Annotated in this window: 18 protein-coding genes; 9 read left to right on the top strand and 9 right to left on the bottom strand. The window is 63.5% G+C overall.

The features are described from left to right. Nucleotides 1–18 precede the first annotated feature (18 nt). On the bottom strand, nt 19–891 hold the full coding sequence (locus tag PSV40_RS11595; RefSeq protein WP_300537589.1) for a fumarylacetoacetate hydrolase family protein: 873 nt from the start codon (nt 889–891) through the stop codon (nt 19–21). A gap of 182 nt (nt 892–1,073) precedes the next feature. On the opposite strand from PSV40_RS11595, the gene PSV40_RS11590 reads away from it, so the two are divergent. The 3 genes from PSV40_RS11590 to PSV40_RS11580 all read left to right on the top strand — a co-directional run bounded on the left by PSV40_RS11590 (nt 1,074) and on the right by PSV40_RS11580 (nt 3,948). After that, complete coding sequence (locus PSV40_RS11590) at nt 1,074–2,042, top strand: tripartite tricarboxylate transporter substrate binding protein (protein WP_300537587.1); 969 nt, start codon at nt 1,074–1,076, stop codon at nt 2,040–2,042. A gap of 192 nt (nt 2,043–2,234) precedes the next feature. Then, the gene (locus tag PSV40_RS11585; RefSeq protein ID WP_300537586.1) at nt 2,235–3,260 is read left to right on the top strand and encodes a L,D-transpeptidase family protein; all 1,026 of its coding nucleotides are present in this window, start codon (nt 2,235–2,237) and stop codon (nt 3,258–3,260) included. Nucleotides 3,261–3,516: 256 nt separating this feature from the next. Then, the gene (locus PSV40_RS11580) at nt 3,517–3,948 is read left to right on the top strand and encodes a M23 family metallopeptidase (RefSeq protein ID WP_300537584.1); all 432 of its coding nucleotides are present in this window, start codon (nt 3,517–3,519) and stop codon (nt 3,946–3,948) included. 176 nt (nt 3,949–4,124) lie between these two features. Here PSV40_RS11580 and htpG read toward each other — a convergent pair whose 3' ends face one another. The 8 genes from htpG to PSV40_RS11540 all read right to left on the bottom strand — a co-directional run bounded on the left by htpG (nt 4,125) and on the right by PSV40_RS11540 (nt 12,508). Further along, nucleotides 4,125–6,005, bottom strand: a complete 1,881-nt coding sequence (gene htpG / locus PSV40_RS11575) for a molecular chaperone HtpG (RefSeq protein ID WP_300537582.1) — start codon at nt 6,003–6,005, stop codon at nt 4,125–4,127. A gap of 128 nt (nt 6,006–6,133) precedes the next feature. After that, complete coding sequence (locus tag PSV40_RS11570) at nt 6,134–6,439, bottom strand: DUF4148 domain-containing protein (RefSeq protein WP_300537580.1); 306 nt, start codon at nt 6,437–6,439, stop codon at nt 6,134–6,136. Between the two features lie 144 nt (nt 6,440–6,583). Further along, nucleotides 6,584–7,942, bottom strand: coding sequence for an ATP-binding protein (locus PSV40_RS11565; protein ID WP_300537578.1), 1,359 nt, complete (start codon nt 7,940–7,942; stop codon nt 6,584–6,586). Further along, nucleotides 7,939–8,631, bottom strand: coding sequence for a response regulator transcription factor (locus PSV40_RS11560; RefSeq protein WP_300537840.1), 693 nt, complete (start codon nt 8,629–8,631; stop codon nt 7,939–7,941). The genes PSV40_RS11565 and PSV40_RS11560 overlap by 4 nt, the downstream gene beginning before the upstream one ends. Continuing rightward, nucleotides 8,631–9,020, bottom strand: coding sequence for a hypothetical protein (locus PSV40_RS11555; protein ID WP_300537576.1), 390 nt, complete (start codon nt 9,018–9,020; stop codon nt 8,631–8,633). The genes PSV40_RS11560 and PSV40_RS11555 overlap by 1 nt, the downstream gene beginning before the upstream one ends. Nucleotides 9,021–9,121: 101 nt before the next feature. Continuing rightward, nucleotides 9,122–10,450 carry an alpha/beta hydrolase gene (locus PSV40_RS11550; RefSeq protein WP_300537574.1) on the bottom strand — a complete coding sequence of 443 codons (1,329 nt, stop codon included), beginning with the start codon at nt 10,448–10,450 and terminating at the stop codon, nt 9,122–9,124. Between the two features lie 363 nt (nt 10,451–10,813). Next, nucleotides 10,814–11,665, bottom strand: a complete 852-nt coding sequence (locus PSV40_RS11545) for a pseudouridine synthase (protein ID WP_300537572.1) — start codon at nt 11,663–11,665, stop codon at nt 10,814–10,816. Nucleotides 11,666–11,797: 132 nt separating this feature from the next. After that, nucleotides 11,798–12,508, bottom strand: a complete 711-nt coding sequence (locus tag PSV40_RS11540) for a Crp/Fnr family transcriptional regulator (protein ID WP_300537570.1) — start codon at nt 12,506–12,508, stop codon at nt 11,798–11,800. A gap of 149 nt (nt 12,509–12,657) precedes the next feature. Here PSV40_RS11540 and PSV40_RS11535 point away from each other — a divergent pair, with 149 nt between their 5' ends. The 6 genes from PSV40_RS11535 (at nt 12,658) to PSV40_RS11510 (ending at nt 20,530) form a co-directional block, all read left to right on the top strand. After that, nucleotides 12,658–13,857, top strand: a complete 1,200-nt coding sequence (locus tag PSV40_RS11535; protein ID WP_300537568.1) for an ABC transporter substrate-binding protein — start codon at nt 12,658–12,660, stop codon at nt 13,855–13,857. Nucleotides 13,858–14,009: 152 nt separating this feature from the next. Next, entirely contained in the window at nt 14,010–15,956 is a 1,947-nt protein-coding gene (locus PSV40_RS11530; RefSeq protein WP_300537566.1) for an AMP-binding protein, read from the top strand. Further along, nucleotides 15,953–16,735 carry an ABC transporter ATP-binding protein gene (locus tag PSV40_RS11525; RefSeq protein ID WP_300537564.1) on the top strand — a complete coding sequence of 261 codons (783 nt, stop codon included), beginning with the start codon at nt 15,953–15,955 and terminating at the stop codon, nt 16,733–16,735. Before PSV40_RS11530 ends, PSV40_RS11525 begins: the two co-directional genes overlap by 4 nt. Before the next feature lie 121 nt (nt 16,736–16,856). After that, a complete protein-coding gene (locus tag PSV40_RS11520; RefSeq protein WP_300537562.1) occupies nt 16,857–17,786 on the top strand; it encodes a branched-chain amino acid ABC transporter permease in 930 nt (309 codons plus the stop codon). Between the two features lie 278 nt (nt 17,787–18,064). Next, entirely contained in the window at nt 18,065–19,141 is a 1,077-nt protein-coding gene (locus tag PSV40_RS11515) for a branched-chain amino acid ABC transporter permease (RefSeq protein WP_300537560.1), read from the top strand. Between the two features lie 72 nt (nt 19,142–19,213). After that, nucleotides 19,214–20,530, top strand: a complete 1,317-nt coding sequence (locus PSV40_RS11510) for an ABC transporter substrate-binding protein (protein ID WP_300537558.1) — start codon at nt 19,214–19,216, stop codon at nt 20,528–20,530. Nucleotides 20,531–20,654 lie beyond the last annotated feature (124 nt).

Here is a 20,654-nt window from a genome sequence, read left to right as displayed (position 1 = left end):
CGGTCCTCCGGGCGTGCTTCAGCGCACCGGGTTTTCCAGGCTGCCGATACCGTCGATCTCCACTCGCACCACATCACCGGCCTGCAGGTACTTCGGTGGCTTGAAGCCAATGCCGACACCGACCGGCGTGCCGGTGGCGATCACGTCACCGGGGTAGAGCGTGATGCCGGCCGAGAGGGTTTCAATCAATTTGGGAATGTCAAAAATCAGGTCCGTGGTCGAGGCGTTCTGGCGTTCCTCGCCATTGACATAACAGCGCACCCTGGTGTTGGCGCCGTCCAGTTCGTCGGCGCTCACCAGCCACGGCCCCATGGGGCAGAAGGTGTCGAACGATTTACCCATGTGCCATTGCTGGTGACGGCTTTGCCAGTCGCGCGCGGTGATGTCGTTGACGATGGTGTAGCCCCAGACATGGGCCATCGCGTCCTTCGCGGCAATGCCCTTGCCGCCGCGTCCGATGATGACGGCCAGTTCGGCCTCGTAATCGATCGCCGTGGAGACCGCCGGCATCTCGATGGCGGCGCCGGGGCCGACCACGGACTCCGGCACCTTGGTGAAGATGATGGGGTCCGCGGGGATGTCGCCGCCCGATTTGGCGCTGCTGTCAAAGCCGCTGCCGGCAAACTCTTTGGCGTGCGCAAAGTAGTTTTTTCCGACGCAGAAAATGTTGCGACGCGGCTTCGGCAACGGGGCGATGATCTGCACCTCACTGAGGGCGAGGGCGGGCAGCAAGGCCGGCAGGGTGTCGCCGCGCGCCTGCATGTCGATCAGCGGCAGCGCCCCCAGGTCGCTCTGCGCTTCGGGCAGGTCAAAGGGCTGGACCTGCGCGAGGTCGGCGGACACCAGGCCCACACCGGAGCGGCCCTTCAAGCGGTAGGCAACAATTTTCATGGCGCTGTCTCTCTTTGTTTTTGCCCGGCAGGAAAATGCCGCGGCGGTTGTGGAAGCAGGAGCCTGGGGGCAGACTCCTAGGGATTGCGATAACCCCAAAATTTCAGGCGGATGTTAGCATGCAAACCATAGAAAGTGCGCTGGATTTCGATCCGCCGCCGACCAACCCTCAGGAGACAAACATGAAACGCAGATCCGTATTGCTGGGTGCCTTGCTCATTTCGGCCACCACCTGGGTGTCCGCACAAAACGCGTGGCCTGCGCGCCCCATCACGATGATCGTGCCCTTCCCGCCCGGCGGCCTTGCCGACCTCGTGGCGCGCCCTGTGGCCGAAGCCATGTCGCGCGATCTGGGTCAACCGGTGGTGATTGAAAACAAGGCCGGCGCCGGCGGCGGCATCGGCATGGGGGTGGCCGCCAAAGCCAAGCCCGATGGTTACACCGTGCTCCTGGCCTTGTCCTCGCTGACCGTCATTCCCGAGGCGGACACCCTGCGGGGCCGCCCGCCGATGTTTGCGCTGAACGACCTGCGTCCCATCGCGCGGTTTACCGCCGACCCGACCGTGCTCGCGGTGCGCGCCGAATCGCCGTGGAAAAACGTGAAGGATTTTGTCGAGGATGCCAGGAAGCGCCCGGGCGCGATCAACTACGGATCATCGGGCAACTACGGCACCATGCATGTGCCCATGGAAATCCTCTCGCAGAACGCCGGCGTGAAAATGACGCACATCCCCTTCACCGGCGCAGGCCCCGCGGTGGTGGCCCTGCTCGGCGGGCAAATCGACGCGGTGTCCTCCGGGCCCGCAACCGTGCTGCAGCACGTCAAGGCCGGCAAGCTGCGGGTACTGGCCCATTGGGGCAATGGCAAGCTCGCGGCCCTGCCGGAGACGCCCAGCCTGAAAGACGCGGGTTACAACGCCGAATACGCGCAGTGGTCCGGCCTGTTCATTCCCAAAGACACCCCCGAACCCATTGCCCAGCGCCTGCGCGCCGCCGCCAACGCTGCCGCGCGGGACAGCAAGGTCAAGGAAGTCATCCTCAACGCCGGCAGCCCGGTGCTGTACCAGGACGCTGCCGATTTCGAGAACTACGTCCAAGCCGACGCCAAACGCATGGCCGATGTCGTCAAGCGCATCGGCAAGCTGGACTGAGCATATCGTGGGTTTCTGAAAAGCTTTGCCGCAAGCCGCCGCCACACTGATCGACCTGCTCGCCAGTGAAGAAGCCTCCGGGCTTCGCAGAGCGCCTTTAATGACCTGACAACACGCTGTTTGCTGACAAGATCCGACTGCGGCCGGTCCTACCATGGGTTGGACCCATACCGGGCCTACGGAATCTTCTACATGCAAACAAGCTCCCCTCTTGCCCGCCGCCATCTGCTTTGCTGGCTGGCCGCCGGCGCCGCGTTTCCCGCGGCCGCCGTCCCACAACACCAGCGCCGGACAAAGGCCGGCAGCCAGACCGGCGCGGCCATGATGGCGCGTGTGAACGCAGCCACCGATACGCCGGTCCTGGCCTCGGGCGCACGCGGCGAAGCCGTCTTGCGCGCGCAGATTCTGCTCGATCGCGCATGGTTTTCTCCCGGCGAGATGGACGGCGCCTTCGGGACCAACATGCGCCGCATGGTGGCCGCGTTTCAGACGGCAAACAACCTCAAGTCCACCGGCCGCATCGACAGCGAAACCTGGAAAACCCTGGCGGGCCCGTCGCCTGCGCCCCTGCTGGCCGAGTACACCATCAGCAAGGAGGACGCGGCAGGCCCCTTCACCAAAACCCCTGCGGACATGATGGAACGGGCCGGGCTCAAGTCGCTGGACTATGAAACCGTCCAGGAGGCGCTGGCAGAAAAATTCCATTGCAGCGCGAAGTGGCTGCGTGACGCCAACCGCGGCAGCCGCTTCGAGGCCGGCGACAAGATTGTTGCGCCGGCTTCCGGCACCGACAGTCCGACGAGCAAGGCGGCATCCATTCGCATCGACAAGTCGGAGCGCGTGCTCTACCTGCTCGAAAAGGCGGATTTGCCGGTGGCGGCCTTCCCGGTCAGCATAGGCGGCACGTCGGACCCGCTGCCCCTTGGCCGCATGGAAATCAGGAATGCCGCCAAAGACCCGGTGTTCACCTACGATCCCGCGCTGCTCAAGAACGCGAAAAAAACCAATGCCAAAACCGATATTGCCGCCGGTCCCAACAACCCGGTGGGCGTGTACTGGCTCGGGCTCAGCAAGCCGCACTGGGGCATCCACGGTACCCCCGACCCATCACGCGTCGGCACCGCAGAAACCAATGGCTGCATCCACCTGACCAACTGGGACGTGTTGCGCCTGGCCCAGGTGGTCCAGACCGGTTTTGCGGTGGACGTCCATGCCTGATCGCCCCGCCAGGCGCTGGGGCGCCTGGGCAGGTGCGGCAGCCTTTGCCGCGGGTGTGCTCTGGGTGCTGATCAGCCCGGCGCCGGAACCGCCAGCATCGCCGCCACCAACGTCAAGGGCAACAATGCCGCCGGCGCCGGCTTCATCCGCGGCAACGCCAGCACCGCCCCCCTCAGCCCCGCAAACGCCAACCCCGGCGCCAACGCAAGCCCCGGCGCCAACGCAAGCCCCGGCGCCTGCAGCAGAGGTGCCGGCGTTGCAGCTGCCGGTGCAGGGCATGCTGGCCCGGGACCTGCGCGATACCTTTGCCGACGGCCGGGACCGCAACCAGCGCGGCCATGAAGCCATCGACATCCACGCCCCCCGCGGCACGCCCGTGCTCGCGGTGGACGACGGACCCATCGCCAAGCTGTTTTTGAGCAAGCCCGGCGGCATCACGATTTACCAGTTCGATGCGACGAGGCGATTGGCCTACTACTATGCGCACCTGGACGCTTATGCGGCAGGCTTGAAGGAAGGCCAGAACCTACGCCGCGGCAGCGTAATTGGGTATGTCGGCTCCAGCGGCAATGCCAATCCGGATGCACCCCACCTGCATTTCGCCATCTTCAGGCTCGGCCCGGAGAAGCAATGGTGGAAGGGCGAGCCGATCAATCCGTTTGAACACCTGGGCGGCAAGCAGCCTTGAAATGCCCATGCAGGCTCGTTGCCAGCAGAGGGGTTTCGATCATCTGGCTTGACCCGCAATCCATGCCTCGCGGGCCTGCGCTGGAACATGCGGCATGGATCCCGGCTCAAGGCCGGGATGACAGCCTTTTTTTGCTTATGCAAGTGCCATTCGCTTTAACCCACCTTATGCCGCTTTCAGAGCAGCAAGGCGTTGACCCGCTTCACATAAGCCGCCGGGTCATCGGGTAAACCGCCTTCAGCCAGCAGCGCCTGGTCGAACAGGATGTGGGCGAGATCGTCGAAGTGTTCGCTGCCCTCTAACTTTTTGACCAGTGGGTGCTGGGCATTGATCTCCAGAATCGGCTTGACCTCGGGCGCGGCCTGGCCGGCCTGCTTGAGCATGCGCGCCAGCTGCGTCGACATGTCACCTTCCTGCACCACCAGACAGGCCGGTGAGTCAACCAGGCGCGTGGTGGCGCGCACGTCGGAGGCCTTGTCCTTGAGCGCTTCCTTGAGTTTGTCGAGCACGGGCTTGAACTGGGTCTGCGCTTCCTCGGCGGCTTTTTTCTCGTCCTCGTCCTGCAGCTTGCCCAGGTCCACCGCGCCCTTGGCCACCGACTGCAGCGGTGTGCCGTCGAACTCATGCAGGTAGTTCAGCGCCCACTCATCGACACGGTCGGTCATGAGCAGCACCTCGATGCCCTTCTTGCGGAAGATCTCGAGCTGCGGGCTGTTCTTGCCGGCAGCCTGGGTGTCGGCCGTGATGTAGTAAATCGCGTCCTGCCCTTCCTTCATGCGCGCCTTGTAGTCGGCCAACCCGACGCTGGTGGTGTCGGTGGTCGAGCTGGCAAAACGCAGCAGCTTGGCCAGGCGCTCGCGGTTGGCGAAGTCTTCGCCCAGGCCTTCCTTGAGCACGGCGCCGAACTCAGCGTAAAAGCTGGCAAACTTTTCCGGCTCGTTGGCGGCCAGGTCCTCGATCATGGACAACACGCGTTTGGTGCAGCCTTCACGGATGGCCTTGACGGCGCGGCTTTCCTGCAGCAGCTCGCGCGAGACGTTGAGCGGCAGGTCGGAGGAATCGACCACGCCCTTGACGAAACGCAGGTACACCGGCAGCAGCGCCTGCGCGTCGTCCATGATGAAGACGCGCTTGACGTAGAGCTTGACGCCGGCGGCCTTGTCGCGGTTGAACAAATCCATGGGCGCCTTGGCCGGGATGTAAAGCAGCTGCGTGTATTCGGTCGCACCTTCGACGCGGTTATGCGTGCTGGCCAGCGAGCTTTGGTTGTCGTAGCTGATCTGTTTGTAGAACTCGTCGTACTGCTCTTGCGTGATGTCCTTCTTGGCGCGCGTCCACAGGGCTGCGGCCTGGTTCACGGTTTCCCACTCGTCGCTGGTCACCATTTCGCCGGGTTGGTCGTTCTCGCCTTCCTTCCATTCTTCCTTCCGCATCAGGATGGGCAGGGAAATGTGGTCGGAGTACTTGCTGATGATGCTTTTGAGTTTCCAGGTGTTGAGGTACTCGCTGGCGTCGTCCTTGAGGTGCAGGATGACGCTGGTGCCGCGCTCGGCACGCTCTATCGTCTCGACCTCGAAGTCGCCGGTGCCGGCGCTGCTCCAGCGCACACCTTCGGCCACCGGCAGTCCGGCGCGGCGGCTCTCGACGGTGATCTTGTCGGCCACGATGAAGCCGGAATAAAAACCGACGCCGAACTGGCCGATCAGCTGCGCGTCGTTTTTCTGGTCGCCCGAGAGTTTGGCCATGAAATCACGCGTGCCGCTTTTGGCGATCGTGCCCAGGTGTTCCACCGCCTCGATCTGCGACAGGCCGATGCCGTTGTCGGTGATGGTGATGGTTTTGGCCGCCTTGTCGAAGCTCACGCGCACACCGAGATCGGGTGCGTCTTCGTAGAGTTCCGGATGGTTCAGGCCTTCAAAACGCAACTTGTCGCAGGCATCCGAGGCATTGGAGACCAGCTCACGAAGGAAAATGTCGGGGTTGGAATACAGCGAATGGGTGACCAGCTTCAGCAGCTGGGCCACTTCGGCCTGGAAGGAGAGGGTTTGCTTGCTCATGTGGTGGGTTCTTGAAAATCAGGGGGAATAAAACAAACGCCCCTGGAGTTAGGGGCGTCGTCGCATATTTCAAGACCTGATTATCGCGGGTCCGGGATGCGCCCCGGGGCCCGCGACCGATGGCCGGCTCAGCCTTCCAGGCCAGTCAGCTCGCCGCTGCGGATCTTGCCCAGACGCAGGGCCTGCGCAGCCTCACCACGCACGATGGCGGTGGGCACGGCGGACTGCACGGTGGCAGCCACACGTGAACCCGCGGGCTCCTGGCTGTGGGTTTTCACTTTGGCGCTGGCTTCGGCCATGACTTCGGCGCGGGTGCGGCTGCCTTCGGACTGCAGCGCAAACTGCGAGACCGGATCGGGCGTTTCGGCGCGCACGCCGGTGGAAGCGATGGCAGCAAAGGTAGCGAGGGCGATGAGGGCGTAAGACTTGTTCATGATGATGACCTTTCAGTGGATGGTTGAGAACCGGGTTGTCGGTTGTGCCGGCCCTTTCGGGCTCCAACTTCAACCGTGACCTCACTGTATTTGGGGCAAATTAGGCGACCATGAGCGAAGTCTTAGCTGGAAATGAGCAGGTGCTCAAACCGTCTCGACGCGCGCCACCAGCCCGCTGCGGTCGTCCCGATTGCGCAGGCTGATGCGCATGCTGCAACGTTGTGCGGCCGACTGGGCAATGGACAGGCCCAGCCCGCTGCCGCGCACATCGCTTCCCGGCACGCGATAGAACCGGTCGAACACGCGGTCCAGCAGCTCCGGCGGAATGCCGGGGCCGGTGTCTGCCACCTCGATGGCCAGTTTCCCCTGGCTCTTCCTGACACGCACATCCACCACGCCGCCTTCCGGGGAATAACGCAGGGCGTTTTCTATCATGTTGTCAACCACGCTGCGCAGGTCACCGCTGGAGCAGGTCAGCATGGTGGCCTCCGAAGGCAAGCCGGATTCCTCCAGGCCGAGATCAATGTTGCGCTGGTCGGCCAGCGCAATCAGCGTGTTGATGCTTTCGCGCAGCACCTCGTGCACATTGACCGGAATGGACGGAGATTCCGCGCCCACGGACTGCTGACGCGACAACCTGAGCAGTTGATCAACCAGCCGCTGCGCGCGCTGCACACCGGCTTCCAGTTGCGCAAAACGTTGCGCCGGCGCGCCTGCCGCAAAGTCGCCGCGCAGGTTCTCCAGTTGCAGGCTCACCGCCGTGATGGGCGTGCGCAGCTCGTGCGCGGCGTCCTGTACAAAACGCCTCTGCGTGGCAAACGCATCCCGCAGCCGCGTCAACAGGCTGTTGAAGGAAATAACCAGCGGCGCAATTTCACGCGGCACCCGGTCCAGCGGCAGCTCGGCAATGCTGTTTTCGTCCTGAGCCGAGGCTTGGCGTGCGATGTCTCCGATGGCACGCGACATCATCGCGGCCACGCACCAGAGGACAAAGGCCGACAGCGGCAGCAAGATGATCACCGGCAAAATCGCGCTGCCAGCCCGTTCGGCGGCCAGGTGGCGGCGAAACTCGCCGCTTTGCAACACCTGCACGCGGCGTGAACCCGAAGCCTCGTTCACCGGCGTGGTGTAGCTGCGCCAGCGTGCGCCGTTTGCCTTGATGTCATGAAACCCGCCCGCCGGCTGCAGGCGGGGCGCCAATTCCGGCCAGGAGTTGGAGCGGACTCGGCCGTCCGCGTCGAACACCTGCACCACATAACTACCCCATTTGTGGATCTGCTCACCCGTCAACGCGGGCCACACCATGTCCTGCTCCTGCGCCACCATGGATTCAGCCAGCAACTCCATCTGGCTGTCCATGAAGGTGGCCACCATGCGGTTGTAGGTCCAGTAGGCGAAACCGGCTGACGCCGCCCCCACCAGCAAAAACACCGGCAGCAGCCACAGCAGCAGCGCGCGGCGCAGCGAACACAGCCGGCCCGAGGGGAAAACGTGGATCATCATGCCGAGTCTCCGGAGGCGGGAGACGCTGCCGGCGTACCGGTGATGCGCCACCCCAGGCCGCGCACGTTGCGGATGGTGTCGGCCCCCAGTTTCTTGCGCATGCCGTGGATCAGCACATCCACCGCATTGCTCATGACTTCCTCGCCCCAGCCGTAGATGCGGTTTTCAAGCTGGTCGCGCGACAGGATGGCGCCCGGCCTTTCCAGCAAGGCGTGAAGGAGCGCGTACTCGCGCGCAGACAGCGCCGAGGGTTCGCCGTTGACCAGCACCTCACGCGTGGTCAGGTCCAGCTGCACCACGGCGTTGCCGATCACCGAATGCGCGCTGCCGTCGCGCCGCCGGATGACGGCGCGCATGCGTGCCAGCAGCTCGCGAAACTCGTAGGGCTTGATGAGGTAGTCGTCGGCCCCCAGGTCCAGCCCGGCAATCCGGTCGTCCAGGCCATCGCGCGCGGTGAGCACCAGCACCGGCGTAGCATCCCCGCGGACGCGGGCCTGGCGCAACACCTCGACGCCGTCGCGCTTGGGCAGGCCCAGGTCCAGCAACACGCAAGCGTAAGCGCCGTCGGCCAGCGCGCTTTGTGCCAGCAGGCCGTCGCGCACCCAGTCCACCGACCAGCCGTTGGTCTCCAGCGCCTGTTGCAGGCTGCGGCCGATCATGTCGTCGTCTTCCACCAGCAGGACGCGCATCATGCCTCCCCGTGCCGCGGCGACAGGCCTTCCCAGCGCGCCTGCTGCCTGGCGGCCTGCAGCAACAGGGCGCCCACGCACAGCAGGGCGGCCATACCGGCGACGTTCAGGTAGAAGGCGGTGGTTGCGCTGAAGCCGGGCGTGGCCAGCGCAATGCCGACAAAGCCGGCCTGGCTGAGCAGGCCCGCCGCCACAACGGCCGGCCGGAGGGTCCGCACCAGCACGGCGCCCAGCAGCGCGGCCGCCAGCAAGCCGATCAGGAACTGGTGGTGCAGCAGCAGCGGCAGCGCCGCACCGTCCGCTGGCGGCAGGGCCAGCAGGACAAACACGGCGCTCACACCGGCGGCGAGCAGGATGGCGCGGGCAACACGTTCGGCAAAGGTGTCCATGGCGGGCAGGGTGTGGTGGTGGAGGCTATATCTTCGCCGGACTGAATTAGCCTTGAATTAGGGGCTGATGCTGATGCGGCTGCCGGTGGCGGTCTGAGCGCTCACCCCAGCCAGCGCCTGAGCTGCTGGTAGACCGGCAGGCTGTGTATCAGAGCGATGTGGCCGGTCCCGGCCGCCACCCATTGCCGGTCGGCCGGGAAAGCCAGGCAGCGCGCCGCTTCGGCATGCTGGCCCAGCGCGCTGGACAGCGGCACCAGGCCATCGCCGAGGGCATCATCCAACTTGCGCCCGGCTGTTGCCGCCGCCGGGGCCCCGCCCAGCGTGGCGGCCACCGCAAAACAGGCGACACCGGCCGGCAGCGGCAAAGGCTGCCGCGTATCCGGACCACCGGCAAACCGGTCGGCGCCCTGCCAGTCGGCCGGCAGCACATTGCCGTGCCGCAGGTCGGTGATGCCCGCGCTGCGGATCTGACCGATTTTTGCAAACGGCCGGGTCAGCGGGTTGCCACCGAGCACGGTGTCCACCCAGCTCCCGATTTTTGCAAACGGCGCGCCATGGTGCGGTGTGCCCAGAAAAACCAGGTGCCGCAGCCGGCTGGGCCAGTGCATGCCCTGCGCTGCCGCGCTGTGGCAGGCACTGCGTGCCACCAGGCCGCCCATGCTGTGGGTCAGCAGGGTCAAGGCCTCGACCTCCTGCGGCCAGGCCTGCAATAGCTGCTCGAGCAACGCGGCGAACTGCCCACCATTGACCGAGGTGTGCAGGCCGGTGTTGTAGTGCAGGTACACCGGGGTGTAGCCGAGCTCGTGCGCGAGCCCCTCCCCGTAGTCCCGGCCGTGGCCCGGCAGCCCATCGGCCGGGCTGTCAGCGCGCCACTGCAAGTCGTTCATGCACAGGCCGTGCACCAGCAGCAGGATCTTGCCCGTCGCGCGCGGCAGATGCTGCGCGAGCGCGACCTTGTCCATGGGCAGGCACTGGCCGTTGTGGCGCAGGCTCATGCGGATGGCCAGCGGGTTGGCGGTGTCCAGCAGCTGGTCGCCGAGCACGCCATTGAGCGCCGCCAACAGGGCTTCGCGCTGCGGCGACGAGGCCTGCGGCCCCGCCCTGGGCGCCACGCGCGACAACAAGGCATCGACGGTGCCGCCGGCCAGTCGCGTCACGCCCTTGACGCTGCCGTAGACCAGGCCGGTGATGCCGCTTTTGCGGACACCCGAGGCGCCCGCCGTGCGGTCCACAAACTTCTGCCCGGCCGCGCCAAACGGTGCGGCAACCGCCTTGTAGACATTGCCCTGCACCTTCTCGACCAGCTCGGTGATGCCCAGCGTGCCCCGGGTGGCGAGTTGGGCGAGGCCCCGGAGGTCGGACAGGTGCAGGTGGCGGCGCCAGTCAGCCAGGGGGGCCTGTGCGGAACGGCGTGACGATGGGGTGGTCATGCCGCCATTGTCGCGATCGGCAGCGGGTGCGTCCACCCGCATCGTTTCCGGGTGATTTAATGACCAAAAACAGGCTTGAGCCCAATAGGGGCGGGCGCAGACAGCTCCTGAAACAGGAGCAACCCGGGATTAAAACGAATGGCACTTACTTGAGCCGCGAATACCAGGAAAGCTGCCAGTCGGGATGACAGGCGGGGACGTGGATGACGCCCGAAGTTGTCATTGCGGGCTTGACCCGCAATCCATGCCTCGCGGGCCTGCCCGGTGGAACATGCGGCATGGATCCCCCCGGGATCGGAGTCCGGGGCAGGCTCCTCAAGGCCGGGATGACAGACTTTTTGTCTTATGTAAGTGCCATTCGGATTAAAACCGTTCGTGCGGCGCCAGGTAGCGCCACTGGCCGACCGGCAGATGGCCGAGGTTGACCATGCCGATGCGCACCCGTTTGAGGCCCGTCACAAACAGCCCGACCTGCTCGCACATGCGGCGGATCTGGCGCTTCTTGCCTTCCTTGAGCACGAAGCGCAGTTGCTCCGGGTTTTGCCATTCGACACGCGCCGGTTTCAAAGGCTCGCCGTCCAGGCTCAGGCCGTGGCGCAACAAGGCGAGTTTTTCCGGTGGAAACACGGCCTGGACGTTGACGGTTTCGGCGCCATGTTCACCCTGATACGTGACACGCACCAGGTATTCCTTTTCGATCTCCGAGTCCTCGCCGATCAGTTGCCGCGCGACGCGGCCGTCCTGCGTGAGCACCAGCAGCCCGATCGAGTCGATGTCGAGCCGGCCCGCCGGCGCCAGGCCGCGCAACTGCTCATGGCCCCAGCGCATGCGGCTGTTGCACTCGCGCCAGCGGTTTTGCGGCTGTACCAGCACCACGGCGGGTTCGTGCCCGTCTTCGGCCTGGCCGCTGACATAGCCGACCGGCTTGTTGATCAGGATGGTGACCTGCTGGCGCTGGTACTGCTCGGCCTCGCGCGCCACCTCGATGCGGGCATTGGCGGCCACCGGCTGGCCCACGACCGCCGGCTGGCCGTCCACGCGGACCCAGCCGCGCGAAATCCAGTCGTCGGCCTCGCGGCGCGAACACAGGCCGAGTTCGGCCATGCGTTTGTTCAGACGGACCGTCAGTGCCGGGGCGCCCGGGGCGGGCACCGCCCTGGGAATGCGCACCGCCGCGCCGGAGACAGGGGGTTTGGGGGAAGTGGGTTCAGCCATGAAGGGCCCATTTTAGGGCGGTATCGCTCAGGCCGGCGCCGACAGCCGTTCAGCGCCGCTTGCAGTGAAGCGTCTTTATGCTATGCATTTGATAGCTGTCTGCGCAATCAGTACAAGGGCCAGAGCCCTTATTTACTGAATAATGCTGCTGCGCAGCGCCTCCAGGTCCAGCACACGCAAACCGCCGTATTCGATGCGGATCGTGCCCTGCGCCTGCAGGTTGGACAGCGCCTCGTTCACACGCTGGCGCGACAGCCCCACGAGGTAGGCCATCTCCTGCTGGGTGATGCGCAGGATTTCGCCGACGCCCGGGTACAACACCGGGTTGAACAGCGCCGCCAGGCTGCGGGCCACGCGCAGATCGGGGTTGGCCATGCGGTCAATCTCGCGCGCGGCAATGAACTGCCCCAGGCGCTCGTTGAGCTGGTTCATCACGAAGCGGTTGAAACCGATCGAGTGGTCCAGCAGCCAGTGAAAGGTATCCACCGGCAAGCCGGCCACCACACTTTTGCGCAGCGCCTGGATGTTGTAGCGGTAGGGCTCGCGCTTGAGCGCCGTCCCCTCGCCGAACCAGCCGCCCGGCGGCAGCCCGGCAAACGTCATGGTGGTGCCCTGGGCGTTGTCGCTGCTCATCTTGAGCAGGCCTTCGACCACGCCGAACCAGTAGGTCACCGGCTTGCCGACCCGGCAGACATAGTCGCCCGGTGCGGCGTCACCCACCTGCAGCTGCGCCACCGCGCGCGCGCGCTCATCCGGCAACAACTGCCACAGCCAGGGAATGCCTTGCTGCTCTTCAAGGGTGGGCGTCCTGCGGCGCTGGTGGAGGGTCAGGTCAGTAGACACGGATCACAAGGGTCAGGTGAAGGAATCGGAATCTCTCTCGGGAAACTCCGGAGAGGGCACACCCTTGAATTGTCGCTGGATAGACATTTTATTGTCAATCCACCCCCTAGCATCTGGCCACTCAAATTTCAACCTCCAGCCAGGACCCCATGACCACCTCTCTCCCCTCCACCCCCCATCCCGGGCATGCCGCGACATGCGCCCCACAGGCCGGCCAACCGACACGCCGCAGCGTGCTGGGCGCGCTCGCGGCGCTGCCCGTGGCCTTTCATGCACCCCTGCGCGCCGACAACACCGCCCCCCTGAAAATTGCGCAGTCCACGGCACTCAGCGGCCCCCTGGGCGAACTGGGCCAGGCCATGCACCAGGGTGCCAAGGCGTGTTTTGCGGCCATCAATGCCAAAGGCGGGGTGAACGGCCGGCCCATCGAACTCGTCGCGGCCGACGACGGTTACGACGTCAAGCGTGCGCTCGCCAATGTGAAGGGGTTCATTGAAGACCGCAACAACTTCGCGCTGTTCAATTGCATGGGCACCCCCATGATCGAGGCCATGCTGCCGCAGGTGATTGAATCGGGCATCCCGCTTTTTGCGCCCTTTTCCGGCGCCCTGTCCGTTCGGCCCAAAAATGCCCGCAATGTGTTCAACATCCGCGCCAGCTATGCGGACGAGGCGGAGCAGCTGGTGCAACACCTCGCGACCATCGGCGTCAAGCGCATCGCGATCGTCTACCAGAACAACACCTTCGGCAAGGAAGTGTTCGACGCCACCCAGCGCTCCATGACCCGGCACAAGCTCGATGCCACGGCCATCGTGACCGTGGAAAACAATTCCTCGGACGCGGGCGCAGCCGCGGCCAAGGTCGCGACCTCGAACCCGGAGGCGGTGCTGGTCGGCCTGGCGGGCAAACCCACCATCGACTTCGTCAAGGCGATGCGCATGCACCGCAAGGGGCTGCCGCTGTATGCCCTCTCCATCATGGGAGCCGCCGCCACCATCAAGGCCATGGGCGACGATGCGACCGGCATCGCCATTTCCCAGGTCGTACCCCTGCCGAACGCCACCGTGGTGCCCATCGTTCGCGAATTCCAGCAGGCCTGGAAGGCTGCCGGCGTGACACTGGCGCCGTCGCATCTGGCACTGGAGGGTTATATCAATGCCCGGGTTTTTGCCGAGGCGCTCCGGCTTGCGGGACGGAACCCGACACGCAGCGGCTTTGTAGACAGCACCTGGAACCTCAAACGCTACGACCTGGGCGGTTTCGAAGTGAGCTTCAGCGATTCGGCGACGAACGCGTCGCGCTTCGTCGAACTCACCATGGTTGCGCGCGATGGCCGCTTTATCCGATAACAGGGCCGAACCCCGGGGACACCCCACTAGGACTTACCCGGAAATTGTCGTCGCAATGACACCGTAACGTCAAAGGCAGTCCTACTATTCATTCCACGCAAGCGCTTCTCCTGAACGGGAAGCCGCACTGAACACTGGAGACAAGGTACCGAATGCAGACCACCTTCCCCCGATTGCTGCTGAAACACGCCGCAGAACGCCCCACGGCGCCTGCCATGCGCGAGAAGGAATACGGCATCTGGCAGGCGCACAGTTGGGCCGACATGGCCGCGCTGGTGGAACACATCGCCTGCGGCCTGCACCAGGCCGGCCTGCAGCGCGGCGAACACATGGTTGTGGTTGGCGCGAACCGTCCGCGGCTGTACGCCACCATGCTGGCGGCACAGTCGCTGGGTGCCATTGCCGTGCCCCTGTACCAGGACGCCGTGGGCGCCGAATGTGTGTTCCCCATCAACAATGCGGAAGTCCGCTTTGCGATGGTCGAAGACCAGGAGCAGGTCGACAAACTCATGGACATCCGCGAGCAATGCCCGCAGTTGGCCCACATCATTTACGACGACCCGCGCGGGCTGCGCAACTACAACGAGCCGGGCCTGGTCGCCCTCGATGCGCTGATCGCTTCGGGCCAGGCCTTGGCCGCCGGCCAGCCGGCGTTTTTCAGGAACCAGGTCGAACAGGCGCAGCCCGACGATGTGGCCGCCATGTTCTTCACCTCGGGCACCACCGGCAACCCCAAGGGCGTGGTGCACACGCACAGCACCCTGCTCGACCGCGCCGAAGCCGGCGCCGAGTTCGACAAGCTGACTAGCCGCGAGGAAGTGCTGGCCTACCTGCCGCCGGCCTGGATTGGCCAGAACATTTTCAGCTACGCGCAGTGGCTGTGCTGCGGTTATGTGGTGAACTGCCCGGAAAACGCCAGCACCGTCACCATCGACCTGAAGGAAGTCGGCCCGACTTATTACTTCGCGCCGCCGCGTGTCTTCGAAGGCCTGCTGACCAGCGTGATGATCCGCATGGAAGACGCGGGCCTGCTCAAGCGCAAGATGTTTCACTTCTTCATGGATGTGGCCAAACGTGTTGGCCCGGCCCTGATGGATGGCCTGCCGGTGGGTGCCGGCGACCGGCTGCTCTATGCGCTCGGCCAGGTCATGGCTTACGGCCCGCTGCGCAACAACCTGGGCTTCAGCCGGGTCCGGGTCGCCTACACGGCCGGTGAAGCGATTGGTCCCGACCTGTTCACCTTTTACCGGTCCATCGGCATCAATCTCAAGCAGCTTTACGGCTCGACCGAAACAGCCGTGTTTGTCTGCCTGCAGCCAGACAACCAGGCGCGCGCGGACACGGTGGGCGTGCCGATCAAGGGCGTGGAAATCAGGGTGGCCGACAACGGCGAAATCCTCGTCAAGTCCGCCGGTCTGCTCAAGGCCTATTACAAAAACCCGGCCGCCACGGCAGAGGTGCTGACAGCCGACGGCTGGTACCACACCAGCGATGCCGGCTTTCTCGATGCCAGCGGCCACCTCAAGATCATCGACCGCGTCAAAGACGTGGGCCGCATCAAGGGCGGCGCCAACGACGGCGCCATGTTTGCGCCCAAGTATGTCGAGAACAAGCTGAAATTTTTCCCGCACGTCAAGGAAGTTGTGGCTTATGGCGACGGCCGCGAAAAAGTCTGCGTCATGATCAACATCGACTTCGATGCGGTCGGCAACTGGGCCGAGCGGCGCAACCTGCCGTATGCCGGCTACACCGACCTGGCGCAAAAACCCGAGGTCTACCAGCTGATCAAGGAATGTGTCGAGAAGGTCAACGCCGACCTCAGCGCCGACGCCCTGCTGGCGGGCTCGCAGATCAGCCGCTTCCTGGTGCTGCACAAGGAACTCGACGCCGACGACGGCGAACTGACCCGTACCAACAAGGTGCGCCGCGGCTTCATCGCCGACAAGTACCAGCCCCTGGTCGATGCGCTGTACAGCGGAAAAACCGAGCAGTTCATTGAAACCGTTGTCAAGTTTGAAGACGGCCGCAGCGGCAGCGTGAGCGCCACGCTGAAAATTTCGGACGCCCAGACCTTTGCACCGGTGAAGGCCGCAGCATGAGCAAGAAAATAGGCGACGTCATCCTCGACGTCCACAACATCTCCCTGAGCTTCGGAGGTGTGAAAGCGCTGGCGGACATCTCCTTCAATGTGAAAGAGCACGAAATCCGCGCCATCATCGGCCCCAACGGCGCCGGCAAAAGCTCCATGCTCAACTGCATCAACGGCGTCTACACGCCGCAGCAGGGCACGATCACCTTTCGCGGCCAGACCTTCAAACACATGAACAGCCACCAGGTGGCCGTCATGGGTGTGGCGCGCACGTTCCAGAACCTGGCGCTGTTCAAGGGCATGAGCGTGCTCGACAACATCATGACCGGGCGCAACCTGAAGATCAAAAGCAACCTGCTGCTTCAGGCGCTGCGCATCGGCCCGGCGCAAAAGGAAGAATTCCAGCATCGCGAAGCCGTTGAAAAAATCATCGACTTCCTGGAGATCCAGGCCTATCGCAAAACGCCGGTGGGGCAGCTGCCCTACGGCCTGCAAAAACGTGTGGACCTGGGCCGCGCCCTGGCGATGGAACCGCAGGTGTTGCTGCTCGACGAACCCATGGCCGGCATGAACGTCGAGGAAAAGCAGGACATGTGCCGCTTTGTACTCGACGTCAACGATGAGTTCGGCACCACCGTGGTCCTGATTGAACACGACATGGGTGTGGTGATGGACATTTCCGACCGTGTTGTGGTGCTGGACTACGGCAAAAAGATCGGCGACGGCACCCCCGATGAAGTCCGCAACAACCCGGACGTGATCAAGGCTTATCTAGGAACGAGTCACTGATGAATATGGCACACCCCTGTTGCGGACTCGCTTCGCGTAGCCGCCTCTCCCCTTGCAGGGGACGCCGCCTGCAGCCCGGCGAAGCCGGTTCTGCGGCCGCTGCTGGAAATTGGAGCATCTGATGGCATTCTTTCTGGAAACACTTCTGGGTGGCTTGATGGCCGGCATGCTGTATTCGCTGGTGGCGCTTGGCTTTGTGCTGATTTTCAAAGCTTCTGGCGTGTTCAATTTTGCGCAGGGCGCGATGGTGTTGTTTGCAGCGCTGGCCATGGCGCGCTTTGCAGAATGGGTGCCCCAATGGCTGGGTTTGCAAAGCCTGCTGCTGGCCAACCTGATCGCTTTTGTGCTGGCGGCTTTTGTCATGTTTGCGGTCGCCTGGCTGATTGAATGGCTGGTGCTGCGGCACCTGGTCAACCAGGAAGGCACCACCTTGCTCATGGCCACGCTGGGCATCGGGTATTTTCTCGATGGTCTCGGGCAATCGCTGTTTGGCAGTGCGATCTACAAGATTGACATTGGCATGCCCAAAGAACCCGTATTTGCCTTCAGCTCGGTATTTGAAGGCGGCTTGCTGATCAACAAGGAAGACCTCTACGCGGCCCTGATCGCCGCCGTGCTGGTGACCCTGCTCAGTGTGTTTTTCCAGAAAACCGCCACTGGCCGGGCCTTGCGTGCGGTGGCCGACGACCACCAGGCGGCGCAGAGCATAGGCATACCGCTCAACCGCATCTGGGTCATTGTCTGGTGTGTGGCTGGCGTCGTGGCGTTGGTGGCCGGCATGATCTGGGGCAGCAAGCTCGGTGTTCAATTTTCGCTGACGACCGTGGCCCTGCGCGCACTGCCGGTGGTGATTCTCGGCGGCCTCACTTCTGTACCCGGCGCCATCATCGGTGGACTCATCATCGGGGTGGGCGAAAAATTGTCTGAAGTTTTCCTGGGCCCTTACGTCGGTGGCGGCATAGAGATCTGGTTCGCCTATGTGCTGGCGCTGGTCTTTTTGATGTTTCGGCCCCAGGGTTTGTTCGGTGAAAAGATCATCGATCGCGTATGAAATACGCGAAGAATCCATTCATGGGTTCTCTGCCAGCAAGGGCAGGGATGATCTTTCAGTGCAGACTAACTTTGCAAGGCAAAGTTAAGCGCAGCGTGTTGAAACTAAAAAATCATCGATCGCGTATGGAAGCCCCCACGCTTGTCACTTCGTGTACTGCGCTGCCCCCCGGGGGGGCGCTGCGCCTGCGGCCCGGCAAAGCCGGTTCCGCGACCCCTGCTGGACGGGGCACAGTCCCCCGCAGATATTCCTCCATCGCGATCTAACGGCGTACCCACATGTTCTACAGAGAAAACGGCCAGTTCAAAACCAGCTATCGGGCAGACAGCCAGATCTTTCCGATCACGCAGGACCGGCTGGGCATACTGGCGCTGTTTGTCATCGCCGTCGTGGGCATCCCGCTGCTTGCTGATGAATACCTGCTGCGGGCGATTTTTATTCCTTTTGTCATCCTGTCGCTGGCCGCGCTCGGCGTCAACATTCTGGTGGGCTACTGCGGCCAGATCTCCCTGGGATCCGGCGCCTTCATGGCGGTGGGCGCCTATGCGGCGTACAACTGCTATGTGCGTATTGACGGTATGCCGCTGATTGCCGCCCTGCTGCTCGGTGGCTTCTTCGCCACCTTGCTGGGCCTGTTTTTCGGGGTTCCCAGCCTGCGCGTAAAAGGGCTGTATCTGGCGGTCACCACGCTGGCTGCCCAGTTTTTCTGCGACTGGGCCTTCTTGCGTGTCAGCTGGTTCACCAACAACAGCTCGTCCGGCTCGGTGGCGGTGTCGGATCTCAGCCTGATGGGCTGGCCCATCACCTCCCCCGCCAGCAAGTACCTCTTCTGCCTGGGCTTTCTGATCGTCTTCGGGCTGATGGCCAAGAATCTGGTGCGCGGCGCTGTCGGGCGGGAATGGATGGCAATCCGCGACATGGATGTGGCTGCGGCGGTGATCGGGATTCGACCGATATACGCCAAGCTGAGTGCCTTTGCGGTCAGCTCATTCATTGTGGGTGTTGCCGGCGGCCTCTGGGGGTTTGTGCATCTGGGGTCCTGGGAGCCGGCTGCGTTTTCCATCGACCGGTCGTTTCAGCTCCTGTTCATGGTGATCATTGGCGGCATGGGCTCCATCATGGGCAGCTTTTTTGGCGCGGCGTTTATTGTTGTCTTGCCGATTTTTCTGAATCAGTTTTTGCCTGCTGTCGGCAATCTGGTGGGAATCGACATCTCAACGGCTGCCGTCGCCCACGCAGAAATCATGATTTTTGGAGCGCTCATCATCTGGTTCCTGATCGTGGAGCCCCACGGTCTGGCCAAGCTGTGGAGCGTTGGCAAGCAAAAGATGCGCTTATGGCCTTTTCCGCATTGATCGCCGCGCGCAGCGCCAGGTTTTTCTTTCGTTAACCCATGGCACTCTGATGCCACATTCAAGGAGACAGGCATGAAAGTTCGCAACCTCGTTTTGGCCAGTGTGCTGGCCACTGTTGGCACCGGGGCCTTCGCCCAAGCCAAGGAGCAGTTTTTCCCGGTCTTGTCGGGGCGCACCGGCCCGGTGGCACCCAATGCCACACCCTGGGCCAACGGGCACAACGACTACATGAAGCTGGTCAATGCGCGCGGTGGCATCAACGGCGTCAAAACGCTGGTCGAAGAATGTGAGACTGCTTACGCCACAGACCGCGGTGTGGAATGTTATGAGCGGCTCAAGGGAAAACACGGCGGCGCAACCGTCTTCCAGCCCCTGTCCACCGGCATCACTTTTGCCCTGACCGAGAAAATCCCTGCCGACAAGATTCCGATGATCACCTCCGGCTATGGCCGCAGCGATTCTGCCGACGGTGGCATTTTCAAATGGAATTTTCCGCTGATTGGCCACTACTGGGTCGCCGGGGATACGGTGCTCCAGCACATCGGCAAGCAGGCCGGCGGCATGGACAAACTGAAGGGCAAAAAAATTGCCGTCGGTTACCACGACAGTCCTTTCGGCAAGGAACTGCTGCCTATCCTGCAAGAGCGCGCAGCTCAGTACGGCTTCACCTTGCAGCTGTTGCCGATCGCCGCGCCTGGCGTGGAACAAAAAGCCACCTGGCTACAGGTCAGAAGGGATCAGCCTGACTACGTGATTTTGCAAACCTGGGGCGTGATGACACCGACCGCCATCAAGGAAGCCCAGGCCGTCGGTTATCCGCGTGAAAAAATGTTCGGTACCTGGTGGTCTGGCGCAGAGCCTGATCTGAAAGACATCGGCCAGGGTGCCAAGGGTTACAGCGCCGTGATGATGCAGCACGGCGCCGAGCCACAGTCGGCCGTTGTCAAGGACATCCTGGAAAAGGTGCATGCGAAAGGCCAGGGAACCGGCCCCAAGGAAGAAGTGGGCAGCGTGCTGTACATGCGCGGCGTGCTGGGCGCCTTGCTGGCCACCGAAGGTGTACGTGCAGCGCAGGAACGCTTTGGCAAAGGCAAGGTTGTCACCGGCGAGCAGGCGCGCTGGGGTTATGAAAACCTGAACCTGACCCAGGCCAAGCTGGACGCCCTCGGCTTCAAGGGCGTGATGCGCCCGGTTTCGACCAACTGCGTGGACCACATGGGCTCTGCGTGGGCACGTGTGCACCAGTGGGACGGCAGCAAGTTTGTCTGGGCCTCGGACTGGCTGCAGGCTGACGAGCAAGTCATCCGCCCCCTGGTGAAAAATTCTGCCGATAAATACGCCGCCGAGAAAAAGCTGACGCGGCGTACGGCTGCGGATTGCCAGTCCTGATGTGATGAGGCTTTAAGCCCTCCTGCGGCGCAGGAGGGCAGCGGCTCCGACGAGCCGCCAAACGCCAGCGCTTCAAGCCCCTGTTGCAGCGCTGCCGTTTGGACAGCAACAAGCAGAAACATTC

Source organism: Polaromonas sp. (assembly GCF_029945925.1).
GTDB lineage: Bacteria > Pseudomonadota > Gammaproteobacteria > Burkholderiales > Burkholderiaceae_C > Polaromonas.
Note: the sequence above shows the minus strand (reverse complement) of the source record. Positions and strands in the feature narration are given on the sequence as shown.